At 69.7% G+C, this 26,272-nt stretch carries 26 protein-coding genes, 1 pseudogene and 1 riboswitch; of the genes and pseudogenes, 13 read left to right on the forward strand and 14 right to left on the reverse strand.

The annotated features are described in order from the left end of the window. Positions 1–30: 30 nt before the first annotated feature. Positions 31–1,014: pseudogene (locus E4M00_RS00115) on the forward strand (AI-2E family transporter); the annotation flags it as partial. Between the two features lie 10 nt (positions 1,015–1,024). Here the strand turns inward: E4M00_RS00115 and E4M00_RS18005 are convergent. Further along, entirely contained in the window at positions 1,025–2,116 is a 1,092-nt protein-coding gene (locus tag E4M00_RS18005; protein ID WP_135118556.1) for an NADP-dependent oxidoreductase, read from the reverse strand. Positions 2,117–2,200: 84 nt separating this feature from the next. Then, positions 2,201–3,016, reverse strand: coding sequence for a 16S rRNA (cytidine(1402)-2'-O)-methyltransferase (gene rsmI, locus E4M00_RS00125; RefSeq protein ID WP_135118557.1), 816 nt, complete (start codon positions 3,014–3,016; stop codon positions 2,201–2,203). Positions 3,017–3,113: 97 nt separating this feature from the next. Between rsmI and E4M00_RS00130 the strand changes: the two genes are divergently transcribed. From E4M00_RS00130 to E4M00_RS00140, 3 genes are all read left to right on the forward strand, one after another. After that, positions 3,114–4,805, forward strand: a complete 1,692-nt coding sequence (locus tag E4M00_RS00130; protein ID WP_135118558.1) for a dolichyl-phosphate-mannose--protein mannosyltransferase — start codon at positions 3,114–3,116, stop codon at positions 4,803–4,805. A 1-nt stretch (position 4,806) separates the two neighbouring features. After that, positions 4,807–5,793: a YeiH family protein gene (locus E4M00_RS00135; RefSeq protein ID WP_135118559.1), complete on the forward strand. Its 987-nt coding sequence runs from the start codon at positions 4,807–4,809 to the stop codon at positions 5,791–5,793. A 189-nt stretch (positions 5,794–5,982) separates the two neighbouring features. Next, entirely contained in the window at positions 5,983–7,089 is a 1,107-nt protein-coding gene (locus E4M00_RS00140) for a fatty acid desaturase family protein (protein WP_240036728.1), read from the forward strand. Positions 7,090–7,208: 119 nt separating this feature from the next. On the opposite strand, the gene E4M00_RS00145 is transcribed toward E4M00_RS00140, so the two are convergent. The 4 genes from E4M00_RS00145 to E4M00_RS00160 form a co-directional block, all read right to left on the reverse strand. After that, on the reverse strand, positions 7,209–7,526 hold the full coding sequence (locus tag E4M00_RS00145) for a DMT family transporter (protein ID WP_056166812.1): 318 nt from the start codon (positions 7,524–7,526) through the stop codon (positions 7,209–7,211). 14 nt (positions 7,527–7,540) lie between these two features. After that, positions 7,541–7,606, reverse strand: a riboswitch (guanidine-III (ykkC-III) riboswitch). Between the two features lie 24 nt (positions 7,607–7,630). Then, positions 7,631–7,927: an antibiotic biosynthesis monooxygenase family protein gene (locus tag E4M00_RS00150; protein WP_135118560.1), complete on the reverse strand. Its 297-nt coding sequence runs from the start codon at positions 7,925–7,927 to the stop codon at positions 7,631–7,633. Continuing rightward, the gene (locus E4M00_RS00155) at positions 7,924–8,250 is read right to left on the reverse strand and encodes a rhodanese-like domain-containing protein (protein WP_135118561.1); all 327 of its coding nucleotides are present in this window, start codon (positions 8,248–8,250) and stop codon (positions 7,924–7,926) included. Before E4M00_RS00155 ends, E4M00_RS00150 begins: the two co-directional genes overlap by 4 nt. A 65-nt stretch (positions 8,251–8,315) precedes the next feature. Then, positions 8,316–9,665, reverse strand: coding sequence for an MFS transporter (locus E4M00_RS00160; RefSeq protein ID WP_240036729.1), 1,350 nt, complete (start codon positions 9,663–9,665; stop codon positions 8,316–8,318). Positions 9,666–9,740: 75 nt separating this feature from the next. Here E4M00_RS00160 and E4M00_RS00165 point away from each other — a divergent pair, with 75 nt between their 5' ends. Together E4M00_RS00165 and E4M00_RS00170 are read left to right on the forward strand one after the other, a co-directional pair. Continuing rightward, positions 9,741–11,033, forward strand: coding sequence for an O-acetylhomoserine aminocarboxypropyltransferase/cysteine synthase family protein (locus E4M00_RS00165; RefSeq protein WP_135118562.1), 1,293 nt, complete (start codon positions 9,741–9,743; stop codon positions 11,031–11,033). Beyond that, complete coding sequence (locus E4M00_RS00170; protein WP_135118563.1) at positions 11,033–11,632, forward strand: CoA-binding protein; 600 nt, start codon at positions 11,033–11,035, stop codon at positions 11,630–11,632. The genes E4M00_RS00165 and E4M00_RS00170 overlap by 1 nt, the downstream gene beginning before the upstream one ends. A gap of 21 nt (positions 11,633–11,653) precedes the next feature. Here E4M00_RS00170 and E4M00_RS00175 read toward each other — a convergent pair whose 3' ends face one another. Next, positions 11,654–12,217 (reverse strand): hypothetical protein, encoded by a 564-nt coding sequence (locus E4M00_RS00175; RefSeq protein ID WP_135118564.1) that lies wholly within the window; start codon positions 12,215–12,217, stop codon positions 11,654–11,656. 80 nt (positions 12,218–12,297) lie between these two features. Here E4M00_RS00175 and E4M00_RS00180 point away from each other — a divergent pair, with 80 nt between their 5' ends. Continuing rightward, the gene (locus E4M00_RS00180; protein ID WP_135118565.1) at positions 12,298–15,525 is read left to right on the forward strand and encodes an AfsR/SARP family transcriptional regulator; all 3,228 of its coding nucleotides are present in this window, start codon (positions 12,298–12,300) and stop codon (positions 15,523–15,525) included. A gap of 108 nt (positions 15,526–15,633) precedes the next feature. Here E4M00_RS00180 and E4M00_RS00185 read toward each other — a convergent pair whose 3' ends face one another. After that, positions 15,634–16,476 (reverse strand): ABC transporter permease, encoded by an 843-nt coding sequence (locus E4M00_RS00185; RefSeq protein ID WP_135118566.1) that lies wholly within the window; start codon positions 16,474–16,476, stop codon positions 15,634–15,636. Then, the gene (locus tag E4M00_RS00190) at positions 16,473–17,483 is read right to left on the reverse strand and encodes an ATP-binding cassette domain-containing protein (protein ID WP_135118567.1); all 1,011 of its coding nucleotides are present in this window, start codon (positions 17,481–17,483) and stop codon (positions 16,473–16,475) included. Before E4M00_RS00190 ends, E4M00_RS00185 begins: the two co-directional genes overlap by 4 nt. Positions 17,484–17,599: 116 nt before the next feature. Here E4M00_RS00190 and E4M00_RS00195 point away from each other — a divergent pair, with 116 nt between their 5' ends. Further along, complete coding sequence (locus tag E4M00_RS00195; RefSeq protein ID WP_135118568.1) at positions 17,600–18,973, forward strand: L-serine ammonia-lyase; 1,374 nt, start codon at positions 17,600–17,602, stop codon at positions 18,971–18,973. Positions 18,974–19,009: 36 nt separating this feature from the next. Further along, positions 19,010–19,885 (forward strand): aminoglycoside phosphotransferase family protein, encoded by an 876-nt coding sequence (locus E4M00_RS00200; protein ID WP_135118569.1) that lies wholly within the window; start codon positions 19,010–19,012, stop codon positions 19,883–19,885. Here the strand turns inward: E4M00_RS00200 and E4M00_RS00205 are convergent. Continuing rightward, a complete protein-coding gene (locus E4M00_RS00205; RefSeq protein WP_135118570.1) occupies positions 19,877–20,179 on the reverse strand; it encodes a hypothetical protein in 303 nt (100 codons plus the stop codon). The genes E4M00_RS00200 and E4M00_RS00205 overlap by 9 nt on opposite strands. An 80-nt stretch (positions 20,180–20,259) precedes the next feature. Between E4M00_RS00205 and E4M00_RS00210 the strand changes: the two genes are divergently transcribed. Continuing rightward, positions 20,260–21,147, forward strand: a complete 888-nt coding sequence (locus tag E4M00_RS00210; protein ID WP_135118571.1) for a sulfurtransferase — start codon at positions 20,260–20,262, stop codon at positions 21,145–21,147. A gap of 69 nt (positions 21,148–21,216) precedes the next feature. Here E4M00_RS00210 and E4M00_RS00215 read toward each other — a convergent pair whose 3' ends face one another. The 4 genes from E4M00_RS00215 to E4M00_RS00230 all read right to left on the reverse strand — a co-directional run bounded on the left by E4M00_RS00215 (position 21,217) and on the right by E4M00_RS00230 (position 24,749). After that, positions 21,217–22,335 (reverse strand): FAD-dependent oxidoreductase, encoded by a 1,119-nt coding sequence (locus tag E4M00_RS00215; protein ID WP_135118572.1) that lies wholly within the window; start codon positions 22,333–22,335, stop codon positions 21,217–21,219. Then, entirely contained in the window at positions 22,328–23,056 is a 729-nt protein-coding gene (locus E4M00_RS00220; protein WP_240036731.1) for a class I SAM-dependent methyltransferase, read from the reverse strand. Before E4M00_RS00220 ends, E4M00_RS00215 begins: the two co-directional genes overlap by 8 nt. Before the next feature lie 3 nt (positions 23,057–23,059). Then, entirely contained in the window at positions 23,060–24,187 is a 1,128-nt protein-coding gene (locus E4M00_RS00225; RefSeq protein WP_135118573.1) for a type III polyketide synthase, read from the reverse strand. Between the two features lie 73 nt (positions 24,188–24,260). After that, on the reverse strand, positions 24,261–24,749 hold the full coding sequence (locus E4M00_RS00230; RefSeq protein ID WP_135118574.1) for a rhodanese-like domain-containing protein: 489 nt from the start codon (positions 24,747–24,749) through the stop codon (positions 24,261–24,263). A 127-nt stretch (positions 24,750–24,876) separates the two neighbouring features. On the opposite strand from E4M00_RS00230, the gene E4M00_RS00235 reads away from it, so the two are divergent. The 3 genes from E4M00_RS00235 to E4M00_RS00245 all read left to right on the forward strand — a co-directional run bounded on the left by E4M00_RS00235 (position 24,877) and on the right by E4M00_RS00245 (position 26,270). Continuing rightward, positions 24,877–25,425: a dihydrofolate reductase family protein gene (locus tag E4M00_RS00235; protein WP_167756773.1), complete on the forward strand. Its 549-nt coding sequence runs from the start codon at positions 24,877–24,879 to the stop codon at positions 25,423–25,425. Then, positions 25,422–25,691 carry an acylphosphatase gene (locus E4M00_RS00240; RefSeq protein WP_135118576.1) on the forward strand — a complete coding sequence of 90 codons (270 nt, stop codon included), beginning with the start codon at positions 25,422–25,424 and terminating at the stop codon, positions 25,689–25,691. Before E4M00_RS00235 ends, E4M00_RS00240 begins: the two co-directional genes overlap by 4 nt. Before the next feature lie 156 nt (positions 25,692–25,847). Next, a complete protein-coding gene (locus E4M00_RS00245; protein WP_240036733.1) occupies positions 25,848–26,270 on the forward strand; it encodes a four-helix bundle copper-binding protein in 423 nt (140 codons plus the stop codon). Positions 26,271–26,272: the final 2 nt, after the last annotated feature.

Raw genomic sequence — 26,272 nt, forward strand, 5'->3', positions numbered from 1 at the left:
TCCGCCGTGTTACCGGGCGACGATGAGGGCATGACGGATGCCCCTCCTCCCCCGCCGCCGCCCGTCGGTCCCGTGGGTCTCGGCCTCGCGACTCGGGTGCTCATCACCCTCGCAGCGGCCGCGATCACCATCGCCGCCATGGCGAACGCGAAGGAGATCATCGGCCCGATCGTGCTCTCGATCGTGCTCGTCATCATCGCCCACCCCGTGCGGGCCGTGCTCGAGCGCAAGGGCTGGCAGCGCTGGGCCGCGACCACCGCCGTCATCGTGGTCGTCTACCTCATCCTGCTCGTGCTCGGGGTGCTTCTGGCCACTGCCCTGGCGCAGTTCGCCCGACTCATCGCCGACAGCGCCGACGCCTTCAAGGAGCAGGCGACGATGCTGACCGACTGGATCGCGACTCTCGGCCTCAGCCAGTCGCAGACCGAGGCCGTCACGGGCGCCGTCGATCCGTCGACCATCTTCAGCGTCGCCCTGACCATCGCAGAGTCGGCCCTCAGCTCGGTGACGGCCATCGTGCTCGTCTTCGCCTACACGCTCTTCATGGCCGCGGATGGCGCCTACGTCGCGCCGATCTTCGCCAGGTTCCGCACCACGCACGCCTCGGTGATCGCAGCGCTGACCGGCTACGCCCACGGCGTGAGGCAGTACATGGTGGTCAACGCGATCTTCGGCCTGATCGTGGCCGTGCTCGACGGCCTGATCCTCTGGGCGCTCGGCGTCCCCGGCGCCTTCATCTGGGCCGTGCTCGCGTTCATCACGAACTTCATCCCGAACATCGGATTCGTGATCGGCGTCATCCCACCCGCGGTCATGGCGCTGGTGACCGGCGGTTGGGGCCTCGCCCTCATCGTGGTCGCCGTCTACTGCGTGGTGAACGTGACCCTCCAGGTGCTGGTTCAGCCGCGCTTCGTCGCCGTGGCGGTGAACCTCGGGTTCACCATCACGTTCGTCTCCGTCATCTTCTGGGGATTCGTGCTCGGCGCGCTCGGCGCTCTCCTCGCCGTGCCGCTGACGCTCCTGCTCAGACTCCTGCTGCTGGATGCGGATCCGCGGGCCGGCTGGGCACGAACCCTCTCCGGTGACCGAACACCGGAGGAAGGACCTCGTGAGACTGCGTCGGAGGATGCGGAGTCGGAACTCCCAGAGTCGCATCCTGCTGCTTGAGCGCTGTTCCCTTCAGGCGCTGGTTCCGGTACTCCACGATGTTCATGCCGATGACGATCTTGCCGACGGCCTCCCGGCGGTCCAGCCTGCGGTAGGCCTCAGCGACGTCATCGAGCGAGAAGACGTCGGCTATCGGCATCCGCACGGCGTGCTGCTCCATGAGCTCGGCCACCACGAGCAGCTCGCGCACGCTGCCGGCCGTCGCGCGCTGCACGCCGTACTCGTCGACGGCGCGCCAGTCGAGCACGGTGCTGATGCGCCCGGTCGGAACGCCGAGCTCGACCGCGGTCTCGACTCCGTCACCGCCGAGGAAGTCGACGAAGGCGTCGACCCCGTCCGGGGCGACGGCACGGATGCGCTCTGCGAGGTCGGGGCCGTAGTCGATCGGCGTCGCCCCGATCTGGCGCAGGTAGTCGGCGTTCCGCGGCGCGGCGGTCCCGATCACGTGGGCACCGCGGCGCACGGCGAGCTGCACGACGAGGCATCCCACCCCGCCTGCCGCCGAGGTGACGACGACGGTGTCGCCCCGGCCGACCGCCGTGTCCTGCAGTGCGTCGAGGGCCGTGGTCCCGGCGACGTAGAGGCTGCCGGCGATCTCCCAGGGCACGCCGTGCGGCTTGATGGCGAGCTGGCCGGCGGGCACGGCGACGTGGGTGGCGTGCGAGCCGCGGGCCACGTAGCCCATGACCTCGTCGTTGACGCGGAAGTCGGTGACCCCGGGCCCGACGCCGATGACGATGCCGGCGAGATCACGGCCCTGCCCCTCGGGGAAGACCACGGGCCACCGGTCTGGGAACACCCCGGAACGGATGGCGCTCTCGACGGGATTGGTGCCGGCCGCGACGACCTGCACGAGAACCTCGCCCGCATCCGGGACCGGCATCTCGATGTCGACGACCTCGAGAACCTCCGGCCCTCCGAACTCTGAGAATCGAACTGCTCGCACCATCGCGCACCTCCGCTTGATCCAGGTGGTGGTTCTCCTCCAGAGTGCGCTTCCCCGCTGGGAATGGCCGGTGAGTCTCTAACCTGGTTAGCGAGCTGCGAGCGCTCCCTCGTAGAGCTCGCGCTTGCCGAGGCCCGTGGAGAGGGCGACGGATGCCGTCGCATCCTTCATCCGCTCACCGCCGGCGACCAGCGCCTGCACCTGGCGGATGCCGTCCTCGAGGCTGTGCACGCGCTTGGGGGCCCCGGCCACGACGATGCAGATCTCGCCCTTCACTCCCTCGGCGGCCCACGCGACGAGCTCGGAGGCGGATCCACGGCGAACCTCCTCGTAGAACTTGGTGAGCTCACGGCAGACGACGACGGTGCGGTCGTCGCCGAAGACGGCGGCCAGGTCGGTGAGGGCTGCGGCGAGGCGGTTCGGCGACTCGAAGAACACCATGGTGCGGCGCTCGTCGACGAGTTCGCGGAAGGTCGAGGTGCGGTCTCCGTGCTTGCGCGGGAGGAAGCCCTCGAAGGTGAAGCGGTCCGTCGGGAGCCCCGAGACGGCGAGCGCGGCGAGCACGGCACTAGGACCGGGGATGACGGTGACCTGCACTCCGGCCGCTGCCGCCGTCTCCACGAGGTGGAACCCGGGATCCGAGACCGTCGGCATGCCGGCGTCGCTCAGCACGAGCAGGTCGGCGTCGCGGCCGAGCTCCACGAGCTCGGCCGCCTTCAGCCGCTCGTTGTGGTCGTGCAGCGGGATGAGGCGCGGTCGGTTCTCGATGTGCAGTGCCGCCAGCAGGCGTTGGGTGACGCGGGTGTCCTCCGCCGCGATCACCTGGGCGGCGCCGAGCGCCTCGATGAGCCTGGCCGACGCGTCACCGAGGTTGCCGATGGGAGTGCCGGCCAGGATGATCATGCCCCCAGTCTCTCGCACCTCGGCGACCGCGGCTGCGCGGCCGCCGCTCGCACAGGGGTCGTGCCCGAGGCCCCTCGCGCTCGTTTAGCATTGCGCCATGAGTGTCGACGCCCCGAGACCCGCCATCGACGACCTCATCGACGGTGCACGAGGCGCGGAGAACACCGACGGACTCGACGATCGCGACCAGCGCGACACCGGGCCCGAACACGACGAACTTCGCGGCACCCGCCTCGACGCCTGGTGGGGCCGCATGCTCTCCACCCCGCAGCGCCTGCGCCTCTGGTACTGGGGCGGTCCGCTCGCCGTGACCCTGCTGGCCGCAGTCCTGCGGCTCTGGAACCTCGGCCACCCGCACAGCCTCGTCTTCGACGAGACCTTCTACGTGAAGGACGCCTACACCCTGCTGCGGAACGGCGTCGAGAGCACGTGGCCCGACGACGCCGACGCGCAGTTCAACGCCGGCAACACCGACATCTACAACTCCGACGGCTCCTACGTGGTGCATCCGCCGCTCGGCAAGTGGATCATCGCCCTGGGACTGGCCGTCTTCGGCGCCGGCGACAGCTTCGGCTGGCGCATCGGCACAGCCGTCGTCGGCATCCTGGCGGTATTCCTCATCACCGTCATCGCGCGCAAGCTGTTCCGCGGCTCCACCCTCCTCGGCGTGATCGCCGGCTTCCTGTTCGCGATCGACGGCCACGCGATCGTGATGTCGCGGGTGGCCATCCTCGACAACTCGATCATGTTCTTCGCGTTGCTGGGCTTCGGCGCCATCCTGCTCGACCGGGAGTGGAACGAGAAGCGCATCGCCCTGTGGCTTCAGCAGAAGCGCGAGAGGACCGGTGACCCGGATGCCGGCAGCTGGGGTCCCGCCCTCTGGTGGCGTCCGTGGCTGCTCGCCGCCGGACTCGCCTTCGGCCTGGCCGCCAGCGTGAAGTGGTCGGGCCTCTACTTCCTCGCGGGCTTCGGCCTCTACGTGATCGTGGTCGACATGCTGGCGCGCAGGCGTGCCGGCGTGACCTTCTGGGCGAGCAGCGCGGTGCTGAAGCAGGGTCCTGTCTCGTTCCTGCTCATGGTGCCGATCGCCGTCGTCACGTATTTCGTCGCGTGGACCGGCTGGTTCGTCACCGCCACCGGCTACTACCGGAATTGGGCGGATGAGCCGGGCAACGCCTGGACCGGTGCCCTCGCCTGGGTTCCCCGGTCGCTTCAGAGCTTCTGGCACTACGAGGCCGCCGCCTACCAGTGGAACATCTCGTTGGCGACGCCGCATCCGTACCAGGCGAACCCGTTCACCTGGTTGTTCATGATCCGGCCGACGAGCATGTACTACCTCGGAACCACGGCCGAGAACGGATGCCCCACCGACTCGTGCTCCGACGCCATCACCTCGATCGGCAACCCGATCATCTGGTGGGCCGCCGCAGCCGCGCTGTTCTACCTCGTCTACAGGCTGGCGCGCTATCGCGAGTGGCGCGTGGGGCTGATCCTGATGGGGGTCGCCGCCGGCTACCTGCCCTGGCTGCTCTACTCGGGCCGCACGGTGTTCCAGTTCTACACGATCGCCTTCGAGCCCTACCTGATCCTCGCGCTGACGGCGGTGCTGGCGCTCATCCTCGGGCAGCGCGACGACGTGACATGGCGACGGCAGCGCGGCATCGGCGTCGTGGCCGTGTTCCTCGCCGTCGCCGTGCTGGTGTCGATCTTCTTCTGGCCGCTGTGGACCGGCGAGCGCATCCCGTTCTGGTACTGGCAGCTGCACATCTGGCTGCCGAGCTGGCGCTAGCGTGGTCGCTCGCCTCGTACCCGGCCTGACGGTCGCTGCCGCGGCCGCCCTCCTGGCATGGGGCGTCCACGTCCTGGCGCCGGCCATCCCGCTCCTGACGGCGGCCGTGGCCATCGGCATCGTGGTCGGTCAGCTGCCCGCGACGCGTGCCCTGCTCGACGGGATCCTCGCGCCCGGGCTGCGCATCGCCGCCCGTCGGCTGCTCCGCATCGGCATCGTGCTCCTCGGCCTCAAGCTCAGCCTCGGTGACATCGCCGGGCTCGGCGCCCTGACCATCGCGACGACGGTGCTCATCGTCGTGCTGACCTTCGCCGGCACCCTCTGGCTCGGCCGCGCGCTCGGCCTGCCCGGGCACCAGCCCCTGCTGGTGGCGAGCGGATTCTCCATCTGCGGCGCCTCGGCCATCGGGGCCATGGGCGGCGTCGTCAAGGCCCGCGACGACGAGCAGGCCACCCCCGTCGCCCTGGTCACGCTCTGCGGAACCCTGGCCATCGCGGTACTGCCCGCCTTGTGGCATCCGCTCGGCCTCAGCGACCTGCAGTTCGGACACTGGGTCGGTGCCGGCGTGCACGACGTCGGGCAGGTCGTCGCGACGGCCCAGATCGCGGGACCGGCAGCACTCGCCGTGGCCGTGGTCGTGAAGCTCACGCGCGTGCTCCTGCTCGCTCCGATGGTCGCCGTCACGGCCGTGGTCGAACGCCGACGCTCGGCAGAGGCGTCAGGCCCGCGTCCGGCCGTCGTTCCGCTCTTCATCGTGGGCTTCCTCGCGGCCGTGCTGCTGAACTCGTTCCTGCCGATTCCGGATGCCGTGCTCGGCGTCGCCGACACCGTGCAGACGGCGCTGCTGGCCATGGCGCTGTTCGCGCTCGGAGCGTCGATCCGCATCGTCGATCTCGCCCGCACCGGATGGCGCGCACTCGTCGTCGGACTCACGTCATGGGCCCTCATCGCGGTGCTCGCGTACGGGGCCGCGATGCTGCCTGCGTGACCCATTCCCGTAGGGCCTTTTATCAAGTGACATATGCTCGCCACGGCATGCGAAAGCCCGAAATAACCGGGCAATACCCAGCCTTCTCCCGTACGCTGAACAGCATCCGATCGCCGGGGATCCACCCGCGATGCGCGGCACCTGCCTCATCCATTCGACTGGGAAGTCACATCGATCGAAGGCAGTGATGTGTCAGAAGTAGTCACCGCACTCTCCTCCGGGGTCCGAATCATCCGCACGAAGCCCGGCGGAGATCGTTCCAACCCGACGACCGAATACTCGGCCCTGCTGCACACCGTGCGCAACCTCGGACTCCTGCGTCGTCGTACGGGCTTCTACTGGATGGTCTTCGGCATCCTGCTGGCTGCTCTCGGCGGCGCCGTCACCGGGTTCATCCTGCTCGGCGACACCTGGTACCAGTTGCTCATGGCCGGTGCCCTCGGCATCATCCTCACGCAGTTCGCCTTCCTGGCACACGAGGCCTCCCACCGGCAGGTGTTCGAGTCGGGCAAGGCCAACGACACGGCAGGCCGCATCCTGGCGAACGCCTTCGTCGGCATCAGCTACTCGTGGTGGATGACCAAGCACTCGCGTCACCACGCCAACCCGAACGTCGTGGGCAAGGATCCCGACATCGACAACGACTTCATCGTCTTCCAGCCGGCCGAGGCCGCCAAGGTGGGCCGCCTGCAGGCCGTCGTCACCCGCAAGCAGGGGTGGTTCTTCTTCCCGCTCCTCATGCTCGAGGGAATCAACCTCCACATCCACGGTCTGCGCACCGTCATGGGCCGCGGCAAGGTGGACAAGCGCTGGGTCGAGGTCTCCATGCTCGTCACCCGCCTGGCCGCCTATGTCGCCGTCATCTTCTACTTCCTGCCGCTCGGCATGGCGTTCGCCTTCATCGGCGTGCAGCTGGCCGTGTTCGGCGTGTACATGGGAGCGTCGTTCGCCCCGAATCACAAGGGCATGCCGCAGCTGCCGCACGACAGCAAGGTCGATTTCCTGCGTCGCCAGGTGCTCACCTCGCGCAACATCCGAGGCGACTGGCGCATGCTCACCTTCATGGGCGGCCTCAACTATCAGATCGAGCACCACCTGTTCCCGAACATGCCGCGCCCGCACCTCGCCAAGGCCGGCGAGATCGTGCGCGAGTACTGCCGCGACCACAACATCCTCTACACCGAGACCGGGCTGGTGCAGAGCTACGCCATCGTCGTGGACTACCTCAACAGGGTCGGCCTCGCGGCCCGCGACCCGTTCGACTGCCCGATGACGGCACGGTTCCGCACGCACTGACGGCATCCGCTCGCACGAGAACAGGCCGGATCGGCTGATTCCCCCGGGAACAGGCCGATCCGGCCTGTTCTCGTTCATCCGGCCTGTTCTCGCACGCGAACGAGGCAGCGAGCTGCCCGCTAGTGGTCGACCAGCTTCAGCCCGACGACGCAGCCGACGAGCCCGACGATCAGGGCGAGCTTCACCCACGACACCGAGGCGTCGCCCGAGATCATCGACCAGCCGACGGTGAGGGCCGCACCGATGCCGACCCAGACGGCGTAGGCCGTCCCGATGGGGATGCTGCGCATGGCGAGGGCGAGCCCGCCCATGCTGGCCACCAGCGAGACGCCGAAGACGATCGAGGGCCAGAGCTTCGTGAAGCCCTCCGACTTGCCGAGCGCCGTGGCCCAGACTGCCTCGAGAACGCCCGAGACGATGAGAACGATCCATGCCATGGCTGATCCACTCCTGTGGCCAGTCTTGTCGCGTTCCGGGTACTGATCCCTCGTCCGGGGCCGCGTGCTCTGCGACCTGATCGCAGGCTAGCAACGCCGCCTGATCAGGCCCTGTGCACCTCGGCGAAGTGCTCGACGACGGGGAACGGGTCGTAGAACGGATGCAGCAGCTCCGCCCACCGCCGGTACCCGTCCGAGCCGCGGAAGCCGACCTCGTGCGCCTCGACCGAATCCCAGTGCACGAGCAGCAGGTAGGAGGAGGGCGTCTCGACCCCGCGCGAGAGCGACAGGCGCTGGAACCCGGGCATCGGTTCGATGATCGATCGTGCCTCGGCGAAGGTCTCCTCGAACTCGGCCTCGCGCCCCGGGATCACCGGGAGCACGACGTGCTCGAGGATCACGCGTCGGCCGCCGGTGCAGCCGGCCCGTGCTCGACGGCGAGTCCGGCGCGCTCCCACCCGATGATCCCGCCGTCGACGTTGACGACGTCGTAGCCGCGCTGGTCGAGGTAGGTGGTCACCTGGGCGCTGCGCCCACCGACGGCGCACAGGATGTAGACGGTCTCCTCGAGCGGCACCTCCTGGATGCGGTCCATGAAGGCGCTCATCGGGATGTTGACGGAGCCGGCGATGCGCATGCCCGCCACCTCGTCGACCTCGCGCACATCGATGATCGAACCTGCGACGTCGAGGGCGGAGAGTTCTGCCGGGGTGATCGATTCCATGACTCGAATCTACCCGCGCGAGACGCCGGTCTCCTGGCGTGAGCCGTCGTCTGCCGGCGCGAGCCCTACAGAGTCGGGGTTCGGGCGTCGTAGGCGCGGAAGCTCGGCGTCAGCCGCAGCAGCACCCCGATGAGCGCCATGATGAGCAAGCCGCCGAGCACGGGCGGGAACCACAGGGCGACGAGGGAGGCCAGGATGCCGGCGTAGAGGTCGCCGATGCGCGGGCCACCGGTGACGACCACGGTGAAGACGCCCTGCAGTCGCCCGCGCATCTCGTCGGGCGCGGCCGTCAGCAGGATCGTGGAGCGGAAGATGGCGCTGACCTCGTCGGATGCGCCGGTGCCGGCGAGAGCGACGCCGGCGATGGCGAGGGCCACCCAGTTCACCTGCGACATGTCGGGGCCGACGGGGCCGAACCACCCCGTCTGCATGGCGGCGATCACCAGGCCGAACAGCAGGATAAACGCGCCGTAGACGGTGATGGCGCGTCCGATGGCGACCCCGTAGCGGTGCACGTGCGCGACGGGTCCGCTGAACAGCCCGGTCGCGAAGGTGCCGACGGCCGCGGCGGCGGTCAGGATGCCGACCGTCACCGGCCCGCCGCCGATCACGACGGCGCCGACGGCCGGCAGAAGCACGAACGGCCGCCCGAACGACATCGCCACGATGTCGACGAGGAAGCTCATGCGGATGTTGGGCGCGCGCCGGAGGAACGCGTATCCGTCGCGGAGGGACTGCAGGCCGGGTCGCAGAGTGTGCGAGAGCGGGGGCAGCTTCGGCAGCGACAGGATGCCGAGGAACCCGGCCGTGAACAGTACGGCGTCGACGGCGAAGGTGATCGGGAATCCGGCGACGGCGACGAGAACGCCGGCCAGCGCTGGGCCCACCGTGAGCTGGAGTCCGGAGGAGATGCCGTTCAGTGCGCTCGCCCGCGACACCAGGTGCTCGGGCAGGATGCGCGGGTACACGGAGAACCGGGTGGCACCGGTGATCGTCGCGGCGATGGCGTTCAGGGTGGTGAAGACGTAGAACGGCCAGACCTCGACGCGGGTTCCGGATGCCGCCAGCACGGCATCCGTCACCGACAGCACGACCAGGGCGATCGTGGCGATCCAGCCGACGAGCGCCGAGATGATGAGCACGAGCCGGCGGTCGAACGCGTCGGCGAGCATGCCGCCCCAGAGGCCGGCGACGATCATCGGCAGCAGCGCGATGCCGCCGACGAGCGCCACGGCCAGCGTCGACGCCGTGATGTCGTAGATCTGCAGGCCGACGGCCACGATGGTGAGCTGTGCCCCGATGCCCGAGACCGCTGCACCGATCCAGAGCCTGGCGAAGGCCGGAGACTCCCGCAGCGGTGCGAGGTCGACGAAGCGACGTCGCTGAGCGGCTGGGGCGTGGTCGGGCAGGGTCACTGCATTCGATCGTATGCGTTTCGGCGCGTTACGTCGCACGGAGTGTCTGCCGGACGGCACCGGTAGCGTGGCCGCATGGCAGATCGCGAGTACGGCTTCAAGACGCGTGCAATCCACGCAGGCAACATCCCCGACGCAGTGACCGGGGCGCGGGCGCTGCCCATCTACCAGTCCACGGCCTTCGTCTTCGACGACACCTCGGATGCCGCAGCCCGATTCGCCCTGCAGAAGTACGGCAACATCTACTCGCGCCTGGCGAACCCCACCGTGGCGAGCTTCGAGGAGCGCGTCGCCAGCCTGGAGGGCGGCCTCGGCGCCGTGGCCACGGCCTCCGGTCTCTCCGCGCAGTACATCACCTTCGCCAGCCTCGTGGGCGCCGGCGATCACATCGTCGCCTCGGCCAACCTCTACGGCGGCTCGATCACCCAGCTCGACGTCACTCTGCGGCGCTTCGGCGTCGAGACCACCTTCGTGCAGTCGTCGGATCCGGCCGACTACGCCGCGGCCTTCACCGACAAGACCAAGGTGCTGTTCGCTGAGACCATCGCCAACCCGTCAGGCGAGATCGCCGACCTCGAGGGCCTCGCCGACGTCGCCCACGCCCACGGAATCCCGTTCATCGTCGACTCCACCATCGCGACGCCCTACCTCAATCGCCCGATCGAGTGGGGAGCGGATGTCGTCACCCACTCCGCCACCAAGTTCCTCGGCGGGCACGGCACCACCCTCGGCGGCGTCGTCGTCGAGAGCGGCCGCTTCTCCTGGCACTCGGAGAAGTTCCCGCTGTTCGGCCAGCCGGTGCCGAGCTACGGCGGACTCGAGTGGTCGGGCAACTTCGGCGAGTACGCCTTCCTCACGCGGCTCCGCGCAGAGCAGTTGCGCGACATCGGCCCCTCCCTCTCGGCTCAGGCGGCGTTCCAGTTGGCGCAGGGAGTCGAGACACTGCCCTATCGCGTGCAGGCGCACGTCGACAACGCCCGCATCGTGGCGGAGTGGCTCGATGCCGATCCGCGCATCGAGGCGGTCAACTGGGCCGGCCTCGAGGCCCACCCGCACCACGACCGTGCCCTCAAGTACCTGCCCAAGGGCCCGGGCTCGGTGTTCAGCTTCGAGGTCAAGGGCGGTCGATCCGTCGGCCAGAAGCTCATCGAGGGCGTCGACCTCGCCAGCCACGTGGCGAACATCGGCGACGCCAAGACGCTGATCATCCACCCTGCATCGACCACACACGCGCAGCTGAGCGAGCAGCAGCTGATCGACGCCGGAGTGCTCCCCGGCATCGTGCGCATCAGTGTGGGCATCGAGGATGTCGAGGACATCATCTACGATCTGGACCAGGCACTGACCACCGCTACGGAAGGCAAGTGATGAGCACAGTCATCGAAGCATCCGACGCCCACGACACGGAGACCGTTCGCCTCGTCAACGGGCTGAGCTGCGACCTGCCCTCGGACTCCCCCCTCGCGAAGCTGCTGAAGTCGCAGCGCACGTGGGTGGGGCCGGATGCCAAGGAGCGCCTGCGCATCCTTCGCGCCGCGAAGAGCGTCGCCATCGTGGGCGCCTCCCCCAACCCGGCCCGCTCGAGCTTCTTCGTGGGCACCTACCTGCAGCAGTCGAGCGACTACAGGCTGTACTTCGTCAACCCGAACGCCACGGAGATCCTGGGCGAGAGGGCCTACCCCGACCTCGCCTCGCTGCCCGAGGTGCCCGATATCGTCGTGGTGTTCCGCCGCGGCAGTGACATCCCGAGCGTGATCGACGACGTCGTGGCCGTCGGCGCCAAGACGATCTGGGTGCAGCTGGGCATCTGGAACCAGGATGCCGCCTACGACGGCGAGGCCCGCGGCCTCACGGTGGTCATGGACCGCTGCATCAAGGTGGAGCACGCCCGCTTCGGAGGCGGCCTGCACCTGCTCGGCTTCGACACGGGCCAGATCTCGAGCCGCCGCGGAGCCGTCGGCCGCTAGCGGCCGGGCTCGCCTGCGTCGTCAGTCGCGGCGCTTCACCACGTTGCCGCCGTCGCCGACGGAACCCGAGGGCTCGTTGTCGGACTCGATGACGTTGCCGCCGCCCTGGATCGCCACCGACCCGATCGTCGGCGCCTCGATCTCGTTCGCCTGACCGCTGATCGACACGGCGTCGATGCTGTCGTCGGAGGAGACATCGTTGTCGTCGCCCCTGATCTCGAGGCCCCCGATGCCGCCGCGGCTCTCGATCTCGGTGCGCTGTCCCTCGATGAGGATCGAGGCGGCGGACTCCAGGTCGATGTCGAGATCCTGACCGCGCACGCTCACGGCTCCGCAGGCTCCGGTCACGCGGAACTCGAGTCCCTGCCCGTCGAGTTCCAGCGGCTGACCGTCGGCGCAGCGCTGGTCGGTGTCGGGCCGGTCGGTGTCTGACGGGTCCGGGCTGTCCGTCGTCGTGGCGGCAGGGGCGCCCGGGGACACAGGATCCCCGGCCGGGTTCAGCGGATTGCCGCCGGTGCCCGGCACACAGCCGGTCAGGCCGAGGAGCAGGGCGGCGGCGATCAGCGGAATCGTCAGGGGGCGCATCCGTTCACCCTAGGCAGAGCCTGCGGCCCCGCGCAGGCCCTTGCGCTCGGCGGCGCACCCTGACAAGTAAGCTCGGCAGGGTGCTGAAAGCCCTCGCTGAGAAACCGCGGGTCGCGGTTCTCGGACCCGTGCTCATCGAGGGTCGCGACGGCGGCATGACCGAGCCTCCCGGCGCCCTGGCGAAGGCTCTCGTGGCCGTCCTGGTGGGTGATCCCGGGCGCCCGGCCGGCAGCGCCGTGAGCGTCGAGACCATCACCGAGGAGCTCTGGGGCGACGAGCCGCCGCGCAACGCGAGGGCGGCGCTGCAGACCCTCGTCTCGCGACTGCGCGCCGTGGCCGCCGAGGGGCTGGTGGTCTCGACCGTCCGCGGCTACGCGCTCGCCGTCCACGACGAGCAGACCGATGCCGGCCAGGCGCGTCTGCTCGGACGCGAGGCGACCCTCGTGGCCGACGACGACCCGAGCTCGGCGATCGCACACCTCGACCGCGCTCTCGCCCTGTGGCGCGGTGAGCCCGGGCTCGACCTGCCGGACTCCCCGGTGCGCGAGCAACTGATCGGCGGGGCCGCCGCCGCGCGCAGCGGCCTGCTCGAGATCCGTGCCCGCTGCCTCGTCGACGGCGGCGATCCGGAGCTCGCGATCGCCGACCTCGAGAACCTCATCGAGGCGCATCCGTTCAGCGAGAACCTGCGACTCACCCACCTCCGCGCTCTGGCCGGGGCGGGCAGACGGCAGGAGGCCATCGCCGCCTTCGCCTCGTTCCGCGGCCTGCTGCGCGACGAATTCGGAACCTCCCCCTCGCCCGAACTGGTGGCGCTGAACGCCAGCCTGCTCCAGGACGAGACGGCCCCGACACGTTCCCGGGAGAGCCGGGTGCGCATCGGCCTGCGGGCCGCGCCCAACGAGCTGCTCGGACGGAGCTCCGACATCGAGGCGGTGCAGAGCCTGCTCGAGCACTCCCGTCTGGTGACCGTGCTCGGTGCCGGCGGGCTCGGCAAGACCCGCCTCGCCCAGGAGCTCGGAGCCCGCTCCGCCTCGCCCGGAGTCGTGTTCGTCGAACTCGCCAGCGTCAGGACCGATGCCGACGTCACCCTCGCGCTCGCCTCGACGCTCGGCATCCGCGAGGTCTCCCCCGGCCAGAAACTCGTCGACACGACGGCGCGACCCGACCTGCGTGAGCGCATAGTCACCCAGCTCGGCGAGCGTCCGACCCTGCTCATCGTCGACAATTGCGAGCAGGTGATCGAGGGCGCCGCGCTCTGGGTGGCCGATCTCCTGGCCTCCCTGCCCCGGCTGCGGGTGCTCGCCACGAGTCGCAGTCCGCTGCTGATCGGCGCCGAGCAGGTCTACGCCCTCGAATCCCTGCCGGCGACGGATGCCGCGGGCGAGCCCGGTCCCGCCGTGCGCCTCTTCACCGAGCGTGCCCGCGCCGCCCGACCGTCCGTCGCCCTGCCCGTGGACGCTGTGGCCCGTCTCTGCACCCGCCTCGACGGCCTGCCACTCGCGATCGAGCTCGCTGCCGCCCGGGTGCGTTCGATGTCGGTGGAGCAGATCGAGGCGCGCCTGGAGAACCGCTTCGCCCTGCTCACCAGCGGCGACAGATCGGCTCCCGAGCGCCATCGCACCCTGCAGGCCGTGATCGAGTGGAGCTGGACCCTGCTGCGACCCGAGGAGCAGCGCGCCCTCCGCCGGCTGTCGCTCTTCGTCGACGGGTTCGGCCTCGAGGCCGCCCAGTGGGTGACGGGCGGCGATGCGGTAGACCTCCTCGACGCGCTCGTGACCCAGTCGCTGCTCGCGGTCACCGACGACCCTTCCTCCGGGGAACCGCGCTTCCGCATGCTCGAGACCGTGCGGGAGTTCGGTCAGGTCGCCCTCATCGAGGCCGACGACGAGGCATCCGCCCGCGATGCCGTCTTCGGTTGGGCCGAGGCATTCAGCATGCGCGCCATGAGCAACGCGATGGGGTCTCGGCAGGTGGCCATGTTCCACGACGTGTCGATCGAGCAGGACAACCTCGTCGCGGTACTCCGAGAGGGCATCGCCCTGCGCGACGCCCGCCTGGTCGTGAGTGTCTTCGCCCTCCTCGGCTACTACTGGAGCGTGCGTGGTGCGCACACGGAGGTGTTCTCCTTCAGCAAGCCCGTGCTCGATGCCACGACCGGATACGTTCCGGATGCCGAGCATGCCGACGCCGCAGCCTTCGCCTTCATCATGCTCACCGGCACGAACCTCGTGATCGGCAATCGCCAGGGATTCCGAGCGCTGTCGCGACTGCGCGGGCTCGTGCGCAGCGGGATGGAGATCGCACCCTGGCTCGCCGCGACCGCCCGCTTCCTTCAGGCGTTCCCCGACATGCACCGGGCATCCGCCCTGCTCGCCGAGATGGCGGCATCCGACGATGTTCCCTCCGCCCTGATCGGAAGCATCATCTCTGCGCAGCTCGCCGAGAATGACGGCGACCCCGAGGCCGCCCGTGTGGCCGCACGCCGCGCCTACGACCTGTCGCTGGACTCGGGAGACACCTGGATCGGTTCGATGGCGGCCATGTCGCTCGCGCAGTTGGCCAGCCAGTCCGCTCACGCCGAAGAGGTACTGGTGTGGGTCGACCGAGCGCGCGCCGGGATGGAGCAGCTGGGGGTGGTGCAGGACCTCCAGCAGATCAATTGGATCCTCGGTGGCAGCCTGCTCACCCTCGGCAGGCTCGACGAGGCCCGCACCCTCTTCGACGACATGGTCACCAATGACCTCACCATCGACGACGGGCTGGAGATGGTCTCGGTCGGCGAGTTCGGCCATGCCGAGCTCGCCCGCATGGAGAGCAGGCAGGCGGATGCCGCCGAGCGCTACCTGCGCGCGATCGCGTCGTTCGCGACGCCCGCCTCCCGGGCCTCCCCGTGGTTCTACATGACGCTCTCGGCGCGGGTCTCCTCGGCCGTCGTCGACGGTGATCAGGACGCCGGTGACATCGCGCGCTGGGCGGCACGGCTCCGCGCCCGCATCCTGGCTCTGCACCGCGCCAGGCCCGATTACATCGACAAGCCCGTTCTGGCGGCGTCGCTGCTGGGATGGTCGGCCTGGGCGATGACGCGGCCCGATCTCGCCGACAGGGGCCTCGAACTGTTCGCCCTGGCCGAGGCCATGCACGCTCGCCAGGACCTGCCGGCGCTGCAGCTGGCGCCGCACCTCGCAGCCGCGCGCGAGACGTTCGGTGTCGACAGGGTGAACGCGGCCCAGGATGCCGCTGCCGCCCTCACTCTCGACGAGCGGGCCGAGCGCGCCTACGAGGTCATCGCGCGGCCCGTCACCTAGCCTCCCGCCCCCGGCCCGGATACGCCGAATCGCCCGTCTTCGTCGCCACGACGGTCCCAGGAGGGCGACGTGGCGACGAAGACGGGCGACTCAGCTGACGGAGGCGGCCTACGCCTTCCGCATGTAGGCCTTCACCGTGAGGGGTGCGAAGATCGCGACGATGACGGCGGCACCGAGCAGGGTGAGCCAGGCATCGGCGCCGAAGACGCCGGTGTTCATCAACTCGCGCGTCGCGTCCACCAGGTGGGTGACGGGGTTGTAGGCGACCACGGTCTGCAGCCAGTCCGGCATGGTGTCGGTCGGAGCGAAGGCGCCGGACAGGAAGGTGAGCGGGAACAGCACGAGCATCGAGATGCCCTGCACGCTCGAGGCCGTGCGGGCGATCACGCCGAAGAAGGCGAAGATCCAGCTGAGGCCCCAGGAGCAGGCGATCACGAGCAGCGCAGCGACGAGGACGCCGCCGAATCCGCCCTCGGGCCGGAATCCCATGAGGAATCCCATGCCGAGGGTGATCGTGGTGGCGATCGCGTAACGCAGGGTGTCGGCCAGGAGTGCGCCGGACAGCGGGGCTATGCGCGCGATCGGCAGGGAGCGGAACCTGTCGAATACGCCCTTGTCCATGTCCTCCCGCAACTGCACGCCGGTGACGATGGAACCCGTGATCACGGTCTGCACGAGGATGCCGGGGATGATGATGGGCAGGTAGCTCGGGATGTCGCCCGAGATGGCGCCGCCGAAGATGTAGACGAACATCACGGTGAAGATGATCGGCTGCAGGGTCACGTCGAACAGCTGCTCGGGCGTGCGCCTGATCTTGAGCAGCCCGCGGTAGGCCATCGTGAGGGTGTGCGAGATGGTCTCGGGGACCGAGACGCGGTTCTTGAGGGTGCGCTGCACCCCCGGGGTGATCGGCGACGCTGTGGTCGCCTTCGGGGAAAGCGTGGTGGTCATGCGCGGCTCCCTTCGAGCTCGGCGGATGCGCCGGTCGCGGCATCGTCTGATTCGACGCCGTGCCCGGTGAGGGTGAGGAAGACCTCGTCGAGGGTCGGCTTCTGCACGCTCATCTCGGCGAGGTGGATGCCCTCGTCGCGGAGCGTCACGAGCAGTTCGGTGACGAGATCGGGGTTGTTCATGGGGGCGGTGATTCGGCCCGCCTCCGGCGAGACGGATGCCGCCACTCCGAGCACGCGTTCGATCGCGACGCGCACGTCGTCGAGGTCTGCCGCGTTGGCGAGGCGCAGTTCGAGGCTGGACTCCCCCACGGAAGCCTTCAGCTCGTTGGCGGTGCCCTCGGCCACGACGCGGCCGCGGTCGATGACCGCGATGCGGTCGGCGAGCTGGTCGGCCTCGTCGAGGTACTGCGTGGTGAGCAGCACGGTCGAGCCCGACGACACCAGGCGACGGATGGTCTCCCACATCTGCATGCGGGTACGCGGGTCGAGGCCCGTGGTCGGCTCGTCGAGGAAGATGAGCGGCGGCTGCGAGATGAGGCTGGCGGCCAGGTCGAGGCGACGGCGCATGCCTCCGGAGAAGTTCTTGAGCGGTCGCTTGGCGGCATCCGTCAGTCCGAACTCCTCGAGCAGCTCGACGGACTTGCGGCGCGAGTCGGCGCCACTGAGGCCGTGCAGGCGGGAGAAGAGGTAGAGGTTCTCGGTGGCCGAGAGGGTCTCGTCGACGGAGGCGTACTGCCCGGTGACGCCGATGAGCTGGCGCACGACCTGGGACTCGCGCTGCACGTCGTGGCCGAAGATGCGGGCGCTGCCGCCGTCGGGACGGAGCAGGGTCGCGAGCATGCTGATCGTGGTGGTCTTGCCGGCGCCGTTGGGGCCGAGCACGCCGTAGACGGTGCCCGTCTTGACGCGGAGGTCCACTCCGTCGACGGCGCGGTTGGAGCCGAAGGTCTTGACCAGCCCGTCGGCCTCGACGGCCCAGTCACTGGTGAGTGATGTGTATGTCATGTCTCGATGGTGCGGCCGGCCGCTTACACGGCGCTCACGCTCGGCTTACACCCGCTCACAGCTGCTCACTCGCGCACGGGGTCTGCGGCATCCGCGGCACGGCGTAGGTTGGAGACGTGACAGCGTACGTCTCGGCCCTCGACCTCTTCTCGATCGGGATCGGCCCTTCAAGTTCCCACACTGTGGGCCCGATGCGGGCCGCACTGCACTTCGCCGACTCCCTCGCCGCCTCGGGTGCTCTCGATCGGGTCACCCGCATCACCTGCACGCTCTACGGTTCGCTGGGGGCCACGGGCATCGGCCACGGCACGCCCGACGCTATCGTCGCGGGTCTCGCCGGCCTCCGCCCCGAGACCTGCGATCCCGACGCCGTGCGCGGCAGCTGGCGCGACACCCGCATCGCCGTCAACGGGACCCACGAGATCGACATCGCGCGCGACGACATCTCCTTCGCCCCGTTCACCAGGCTGCCCGCCCACCCGAACGCCATGACCCTGCAGGCCTGGGGAACGGGAGACGTCCTCCCGGTTGCCGAGGAGACCTACTACTCCGTCGGTGGCGGGTTCATCCGCCGCGAGGGCGAGCAGGCTGCGCCCGTGGTCGCCGGAACCGTCCCCCAGCCGTATCCGTTCTCCTCCTCGGCGATGCTCCTGGCTCTCTGCGACCAGACGGGCCTGAGCATCGCGCAGATCGCCCGAGCCAACGAGGAGGCCATGCACGGCGCCGAGGCTCTCGATGCCGGCCTCGACCTCATCTGGGCGTCGATGCTGCAGTGCGTGCTCGCCGGCCTCGAGGCCGACGGCATGCTGCCCGGCGGCCTCGGCGTCAAGCGCCGGGCGTCGGCGGTGCGCGCTCGGCTCGAGGCCTACGAGCAGAGCGGTGAATCGGCTCGCCGCGACACGACGACGGAGTGGCTGCACGCCTTCGCCCTCGCCGTGAACGAGGAGAACGCCTCGGGCGGACGGGTCGTCACAGCTCCGACGAACGGGGCCGCGGGCATCATCCCCGCCGTCGCCCACTACTACCTGCGGTTCACGCCGGATGCCTCGCAGGAGGGCATCCGCGACTTCCTGCTGACGGCGGCCGTGATCGGGTCCCTCGTCAAGGCGAACGCCTCGATCTCGGGAGCCGAGGGCGGCTGCCAGGCCGAGGTCGGCTCGGCCTGCGCCATGGCATCCGGAGCCCTCTGCGCCGTGCTCGGCGGAACCCCCCAGCAGATCGAGAACGCAGCCGAGATCGCCATCGAGCATCACCTCGGCCTCACCTGCGACCCCGTCGGCGGACTCGTGCAGGTGCCGTGCATCGAGCGCAACGCCATCGCATCGTCGACGGCCGTCTCGGCAGCCCGCCTCTCCCTGCACGGCGACGGCAGTCACATCGTGTCTCTCGACACCGTGATCGAGACCATGCGCCAGACCGGCCTCGACATGAAGACCAAGTACAAGGAGACGAGCCGCGGCGGTCTCGCTGTCAACGTCATCGAGTGCTGACGCATCGATGCTGAGCCCGGTGCGATAAGCCGACGGATGCACTCCGACGAACTCCCGGTCGACGCCGGCCTCGTACGCCGCCTCCTCGCTGAGCAGTTCCCGGCCTGGGCGACGCTGCCGGTGTCGCCGCTGGCCACCGGAACCGTCAACGCCATGTTCCGGCTCGGCGACGAGATGGTGGTGCGCCTGCCGTTCGTGGAACGCGCGGCGGGCGACATCCTCTTCGAGCAGCGCTGGCTGCCGGTCCTCGGACCGGCGCTGCCCGTGCGAATCCCCCGGGTGCTGGCGACGGGGGCGCCGGCAGCGGAGTACCCGTGCCCCTGGTTGGTACTCGACTGGTTGCCCGGCACCACTCCGGTCCCCGGGGCCGCGGGAGCCGACGCCGACACGGCTCTCACTGACGACCTCGTCTCCCTCCTCGCGGCGTTGCGCCGCATCGACACCGCCGACGCGCCTCCCGGCTATCGCAGCGGCACGTTCCACGCACTCGACGCCTCGGTGCACACCAGCATCGACGCCATCGCCGACCTCGTCGATGCTCCCGGCCTGCTCGGCCTCTGGGACGACTCCCTCGCCGCGGCGCCGTGGACCGGTGCGCCGGTCTGGACCCACGGCGACCTCCTCAGCGGCAACCTCCTCGTCGAGGACGACAGGCTCGTCGGCGTGCTCGATGTCGCCTGCGCCGGGGTGGGCGACCCCGCCTGCGACCTGCTGGCGGCGTGGAGCATCCTGCAGCCCCGGGCCCGAGCCCGTCTGCGCGCACGCCTCGACGTCGACGATGACACCTGGCGGCGAGGCCGCGGCTGGGCTGTGGCGCAGGCGTCGATCGCTCTCGCGTACTACCGCGACACGTTCCCGCAGATGGCCGGCACCTCGCTGCACATGCTGCGCGAGGTGGCCGCCTCACTCTGAGCCGGCGCTCCCCGTGCGTCGCCCGACCAGGAAGCCGGCGCTGAAGGCCACCACGATGAGGCCCACAGTGATGGCGAGGGCACCCCAGATCGCCGTCGGCGTGGGCAGCGGCGACGGCAGGAAGACCGTCTCCGCCAGTGGCTGGTAGGCGACCCAGCCGAACGATGCCGTGGGAGCAGGGATCAGTAGCGCGATCATGCCGATGAGGGCGACGACGGCCCCGGCGATGCCCACGGCCGACCAGAGGCGGAACCAGCCCGGAGGCGTGGTCGGCTGCTGGCTCGGTTCGGTCATGCGCCCAGCGTATCGGCACGTGTGACGCAGCATTGCGCCATCGATCGTGGAGCGCGGGGCGCCGGGGTTAGCGTGGCGGCATGCCAGCACTCACCCACCTGACCTCCGCCCAGTGGCTCGCCGACCACCTCGGCGCCGAGGGCCTCGTCGTGCTCGACGCGACGGTGCTCGACGTGGCCTCACCGGCCGGGGGTCGAACGTGGCTGAGCGGTTACGACCAGTACCTCGTCGAGGGTCACGTGCCGGGGGCGCTGTTCGCCGAGGTGCTCGAGGAGTTCTCCGACCCCGCGGGTCGCTTCGCCTTCACCCGCCCGAGTGCGGAGCAGTTCGACGCTGCCGTGGCCGGGCTCGGAATCGGCAGGGATTCCACCGTGGTCGTCTACGACACCTCGATCGGCCAGTGGGCCTCCCGCCTGTGGTGGTTGTTCCGCTCCTTCGGCTTCGAGAACGTCTCGGTGCTCGACGGCGGCCTGACCGCGTGGCGCGCCGCCGAGCGCCCCCTCGAGTTCGGGCACGTCCCCGCCGGTTCCGTGACTCCGGATGCCGCTTTCGCGGCGACGGCGCTGCCTGGGTTCTGGGCCGACAAGACCGATGTCGAGGCCGTCATCGCCGGCGACCGCGCCGCCACCCTGGTCTGCTCCCTTCCGCCCGGCGACTTCGCGGGCGAGACCGGCTCACGGTCGCGGCTCGGGCACATTCCGGGCAGCGTCAACGTTCCGTCTGGCCGCCTGGTGCAGCGCGAGGACCGCACGCTGCTGCGCGGAGACGCCCTCGCCGAACGCCTGGCACCGGCGACGGGCTCGGCGGAGTCCATCATCCTGTACTGCGGTGCCGGCATCGCAGCGACCCTCGGCGCGCTCGCGCTCACCCTCGAGGGACGCACCGACGTCGCGGTCTACGACGGGTCGCTCGGCGAGTGGGCGGCCGACGCCGAAGCACCGCTGGTCACGACGAGCGCGACCACGTGACCACCGCTGGTCGAGTAGGCCGCGAGCGGAGCGAGCAGCCGTATCGAGACCACACGAGCGCGGAGGGACTCACAACCACCGCATCGTGAACGCCCGCGCCACCAGCGCCCTCGTCGGGGGTACCGCGAGCGAGCGCACCAGCGCATTCCGGGCGCGCAGCCGCACGCCTGCCACGGGCTTGCCCATTCCCATGTTGAACGCCGCCTGACGCGAGGCGATCGCGGCCGAGTGACGCCGCGACCGGTCGTAGTGGTCGAGACCGGAGTGGTCTCCCTGCAGTGCGGCCTCGATGGCCGGCGCGAGCATCTGCGCGTCGAGCCAGCCCAGGTTCATCCCCTGCCCGCCGATCGGGCTGATCTCGTGGGCCGCGTCCCCGACCAGCACCACTCGACCCGAGACCATGCGCGAGGCCAGGTGCTGGCGCACCGAGAAGGTGCTGACGACGCCGGTGCCGGGCTCAGACCGCATGCCCGTGCGTTCGGCGATCAACTCGGCGAGCTCGGCGCTCGTGACTCCCGTCCACTCGCGGTCCGTCATCGCCACCCAGCGCCGCTCACCCTGCGGCAGCGGGAACGACTCCACGACGCCCCCACGCTCGAAGAAGAGCAGCGCGCGCTCCGGGTGGCCGGTGTCGTCGGGGAAATCGGCCATGACGTAGTCCACGCGGTCGCCGCGAGGGCTCCATCCGATCCCGGATGCCGCCCGGACGGCGCTGCGCGTTCCGTCGGCCCCGACGACGAACGACGCGCTGACGCTGCTCCCGTCCTCGAGGAGGACGTCGGCGCCGGCGCCGTGCTGGCGCACCCCCATCACCCGTGCACCTCGCCTGACGGCATCCGGAGCCAGCTCCTTCAGCCTGTCGCGCAACAGCGCCTCGGTCTCGCGCTGCGGCAGCGAGAGCACGAACGGGTAGGCGGCACCGGCCTCGGCGAAGTCGAGGCTGCCGAGCACCCGGCCGTCGCAGAGCACCTCGCCGTGGGTGATCGGAACTCCGCGCCCGATCGCCTCCGCAGCGATGCCTGCTGCCTCGAGCACGCGCACCGCCGGAGGGTGGATGCCGATGGCCCGCGAGTGCGCCGAGCCCTCCGTGCGCGCCTCGAGCACCGCGACGTCGACGTGGCGCTGCGCCAGCAGGATGGCCAGCAGGAGTCCGACGGGGCCGCCGCCGACCAGGACGACGTCAGGCATCCGGTGCGCCCGTCCCGCCTCGCGCGATCGTCTTCGTGCCGTACTCGAGCACGTAGCCGAACGGGCTGCGCGGCACCGCTCGCCACCCGGCGGGAACCACGGCGTCGAGCTCGCGCGGGGTGAAGGATCGCCGCACCGACGTCATGCCGTCGGGGCGGATGTAGGAGTCGCGGAAGAAGGGCGCCGTCAGCATGCCGAATCCGGCATATGCCACGAACGACCGGGTGATGTCGGCATGCAGCGACCGCGGAGCGAGCCGTTCGCTGTCGTGCAGGAGCCCCCCGAGCTGCGCACCGGTGAGGTGGTGGAGCATGTGATTCGACACCACCAAGTCGAAGCTCTCGCCGGCCGCTACCAGGTCCGAGCTGAACGCCCGCCGGAAGGTCACGCCTCGGATGGGCGGCAGGGCGTTGGCGAAGGCATCGGCTCGGGCATCGGGATCGATGCCCGTCACCCGCACGCGCAGACCGTCGCGAGCCGCCCAGTGAGCGATCGCCCGGGCGAGGTCCCCTCCGCCCGAGCCGATGTCGAGCACGCTCGTGACGAGCGTCGTCGACAGCCGAGGACGGATGCTGCGCCGGTAGATCCCGCGCCACCCCGAGAAGACGGCGTTGACCGTCGCGAACTGCTCGTAGGTGTTCTGGAGCAGGCGTGGATCGCAGTCCGGCGCATCCATGAGCTCGGCGAGCCCGGTCTCCCGCTTCCGCAGGTCGAGCGACACCGACTAGCCCTCGAGCACGGTGAACAGGCCGGTCTCCACGGTGAGGCCGGGGCCGAAGGCCATCCCGAGCACCCGATCGCCGTGCGCGGCACCGCTCTCCAGGATGTTGAGCAGCACGAAGGCGATCGTCGCGCTCGACATGTTGCCGAAATCGCGCAGGGTCTCGCGCGCCGGAACCAGCTGCGCCTCGCTCAGGGCCAGCTTCGCCTCGACCTTGTCGAGGATGCTGCGTCCGCCGGGGTGGATGGCCCAGTGCGCCACCGAGGTGGCGGGGTCGGAGACGAGGTCGGGCTCGGGCGCCAGCAGCGGAGCGATCGCACTCTCGATGTGCTCGTCGATGATGTGCGGCACGTACGTCGAGAGGATCATCTCGAAGCCGTTGTCGCCGATCTTCCACGCCATGTCGGCCTCGCCAACGGGCGTGATGACGGTCTCGAAGCGGTCGAGTCCGAGCGCGGTCTCGCCGGCCGCCGGCATCCGGCTGCTGACGATGCCCGCCCCGGCCCCGTCGGCGAACAGCGACGATGCCACGATCGTGTCCGGATCGTTCGAGGAGCGCAGGTGCAGGGTGCAGAGCTCGGCCGTGACGACCAGCACCACCGCGCCCGCGTCGGCCTCCACGAGCTGCTTGGCCAGGCGCAGCGCGGGCATGGTGGCGTAGCAGCCCATGAAGCCGAGGTGGAAGCGCTGCACGGAGAGGTCGAGTCCGAGCTCGCGCACCAGCATGTAGTCGGGCCCCGGAGCGTAGAAGCCCGTGCAGCTCACCGTGATCACGTGGGTGACGTCGGATGCCGCCACGTCGTCGAGCGCATCGAGCGCCAGTCGCCCCGCCTCGACGTACAGCTTCGTGGCCTCGCGGATGTAGACCTCGTTGCGCGCCTTGGTGCCCGGCATCAGCAGCTCGCCGCTGGCGGGATCGAAGAACTGGCGCTCGCCGTCGTAGTCGTCGAAGGTGAGTTCCTCGATCACGGTGTGCCGGGTCTCGATCCCCGACACGTTGAAGGAGGTCGGCACGATGCGCTGAGCCAGCCTCGAGAGTCCGGGCTGGGCCGCGAAGACGTCGCGCACCTGCTCCTGGATGAGCACTGTCTGGGGAACGGCGGTGCTGAGTCCGCGCAGGGTGACTGTCATGGGTCAGTCTAGGCACGGCGCGAGGCGGCGCGTCGAGGCCTTGCGGTCGACTCGCAGGAAGCCTAGGGGCCGCTCAGCAGTCGCAGGAGATCCCGGCGACGGAGGTCGTGAGCCCGGTCGACCGCGGCCCCACGAGCTCGTCGACGTCGCGGCGCACGGTGCCGATCGCCGTCTCGACGGGGTAGCCCTCGCGCGCCCAGTACTCGAAGCCGCCGTTCATGAGCTTCGCCTCGTAGCCGAGCAGGGCGAGGGCGAGTGCCGCCTTGTCGCCGCCGTTGCAGCCCGGGCTCCAGCAGTAGACGACGAAGCGCGTGCCGGCCGGGTAGCGAGCCGGCACCTCCTCGGTGATGCGCGCCGTGGGCAGGTGCACGGCGCCGGCCGCGTGACCCTGGTCCCAGGCGAGCTGGCTGCGGGTGTCGATCAGCACGAAGTCAGCGCCATTCTGCAAGTCGGCGTAGACGTCGCTCGCATCGGTCTCCAGGGCCAGCTTGGCGCGGAAGTGCGCGACGGCGAGGGCCGTCGACGAGGTCGGCAGGTCGGTCTGGGCCAGGGTGTCTGTCATGAGTCCATGGTGACGGATGCCGCTCCTGCAGCGCCTCGCATCGCCTGCCGACGATGCACGACTTCGCGCCAGTCTTGCCCCGTTCACATCCTTGACAGCTCCTCCACCGGCGCTGTACTCATGCAGGATGACCGCTCGCAGGATCGTGCTCGGAATGCAGGTGTCGCTCGACGGCTTCGTCGCCGGAGTCGACGACGATCTGTCGTGGCTGATGAGCCGCACGGACGAGGAACTGCTCGACGCCCAGGCCGAGTTCCTGGAGGGCTTCGACACGATGATCATGGGCCGGGTGAACTACCTCGACCAGGCGGCTCACTGGCCGACGGCCGACGAGCCGCTCGCGCCGGTGCTCAACGGCTTCACGAAGCTCGTGTTCTCGACGACGCTCGAGAGGGTGGAGTGGGAGGGCACGCGGCTGGCGACCCGGCCGCCCGCAGAGGAGATCGCCGAGCTCAGGGCCGAACCCGGCCTCGACATCTTCGTCGCCGGAGGCGCTCGACTGGCGCAGTCGCTCCTCGCGGACGGCCTCATCGACGAGGTGCGCCTCGTCGTGCAGCCCGTCGCCATCGGCGCCGGCATCCCCCTCTTCGCCCGTGAGCAGGCCCTCGACCTCCTCGAGGTGCAGAGGCTCGCCAGCGGAGCGCTCGTCACCACCTACAGCGTCGTCCACCCGTGACGGCGAAGCACGTCGTGGTGCACGGCGGCGTACAGGGCGTCGGCTTCCGCTGGTTCGCCCGCGAGGAGGCCGCCCGGCTCTGCATCACCGGCTGGATCCGCAACCGTGACGACGGCACGGTGGAGGCCGTCGTCGACGGTGATGACGCCGCCGTGGATGCGATGGTCGCCTGGTTTCGAGTCGGCCCGCCTGAGGCATCCGTCACCGCCGTCGATGTCACGAAGACCGACGCCGCACCATCCACGGGCTTCAGCATCGAGCGCTGAGTCGCGAAACTTCGGTGTTTCGGCCGGGTGAACTTGCGCTCCCATCCGCTGACAGGAGCAGCGCGCGTCCGTAGGATGCGAAGGAGAACGTGGAATGCCGCCTGAAAGCGTCAACACCCGTCGGCGCTCGGTGACCACAGTCTGGGGAGAGCGCTGATGATGGACATGACCATGCAGATGATGGAGATGCACGTCGCCGAGTCTTCGATGCCCGGGATGGACATGAAGCTGATGGCCGAGTGTATCGAGGCCTGTTCCGCCTGCGAACAGGCCTGCACCATGTGCGCCAGTTGCATGATGGGCGAGGGCACGGCGATGCACATGGAGATGTGCATGAACACCGCCGACATGTGCAACACGATGATGCGGATGATGCTGCGTCCGAGCGGCATGATGATGGATTCGATGATGCGGATGCTGGACGCCACCATGGTGCAGTGCCGCCTGTGCGCCGACGAGTGCATGAAGCACGCCGACATGCACGAGGACTGCCGGGTGTGCGCAGAGGCCTGCCGTCAGGCCGCGATGGCGTGCGAGAAGATGATGGACTCGATGCAGATGATGATGGCCGACAGCTAGGC

Source organism: Orlajensenia leifsoniae (genome assembly GCF_004570845.1).
In the GTDB taxonomy this organism is placed as follows: Bacteria; Actinomycetota; Actinomycetes; order Actinomycetales; family Microbacteriaceae; genus Orlajensenia; species Orlajensenia leifsoniae.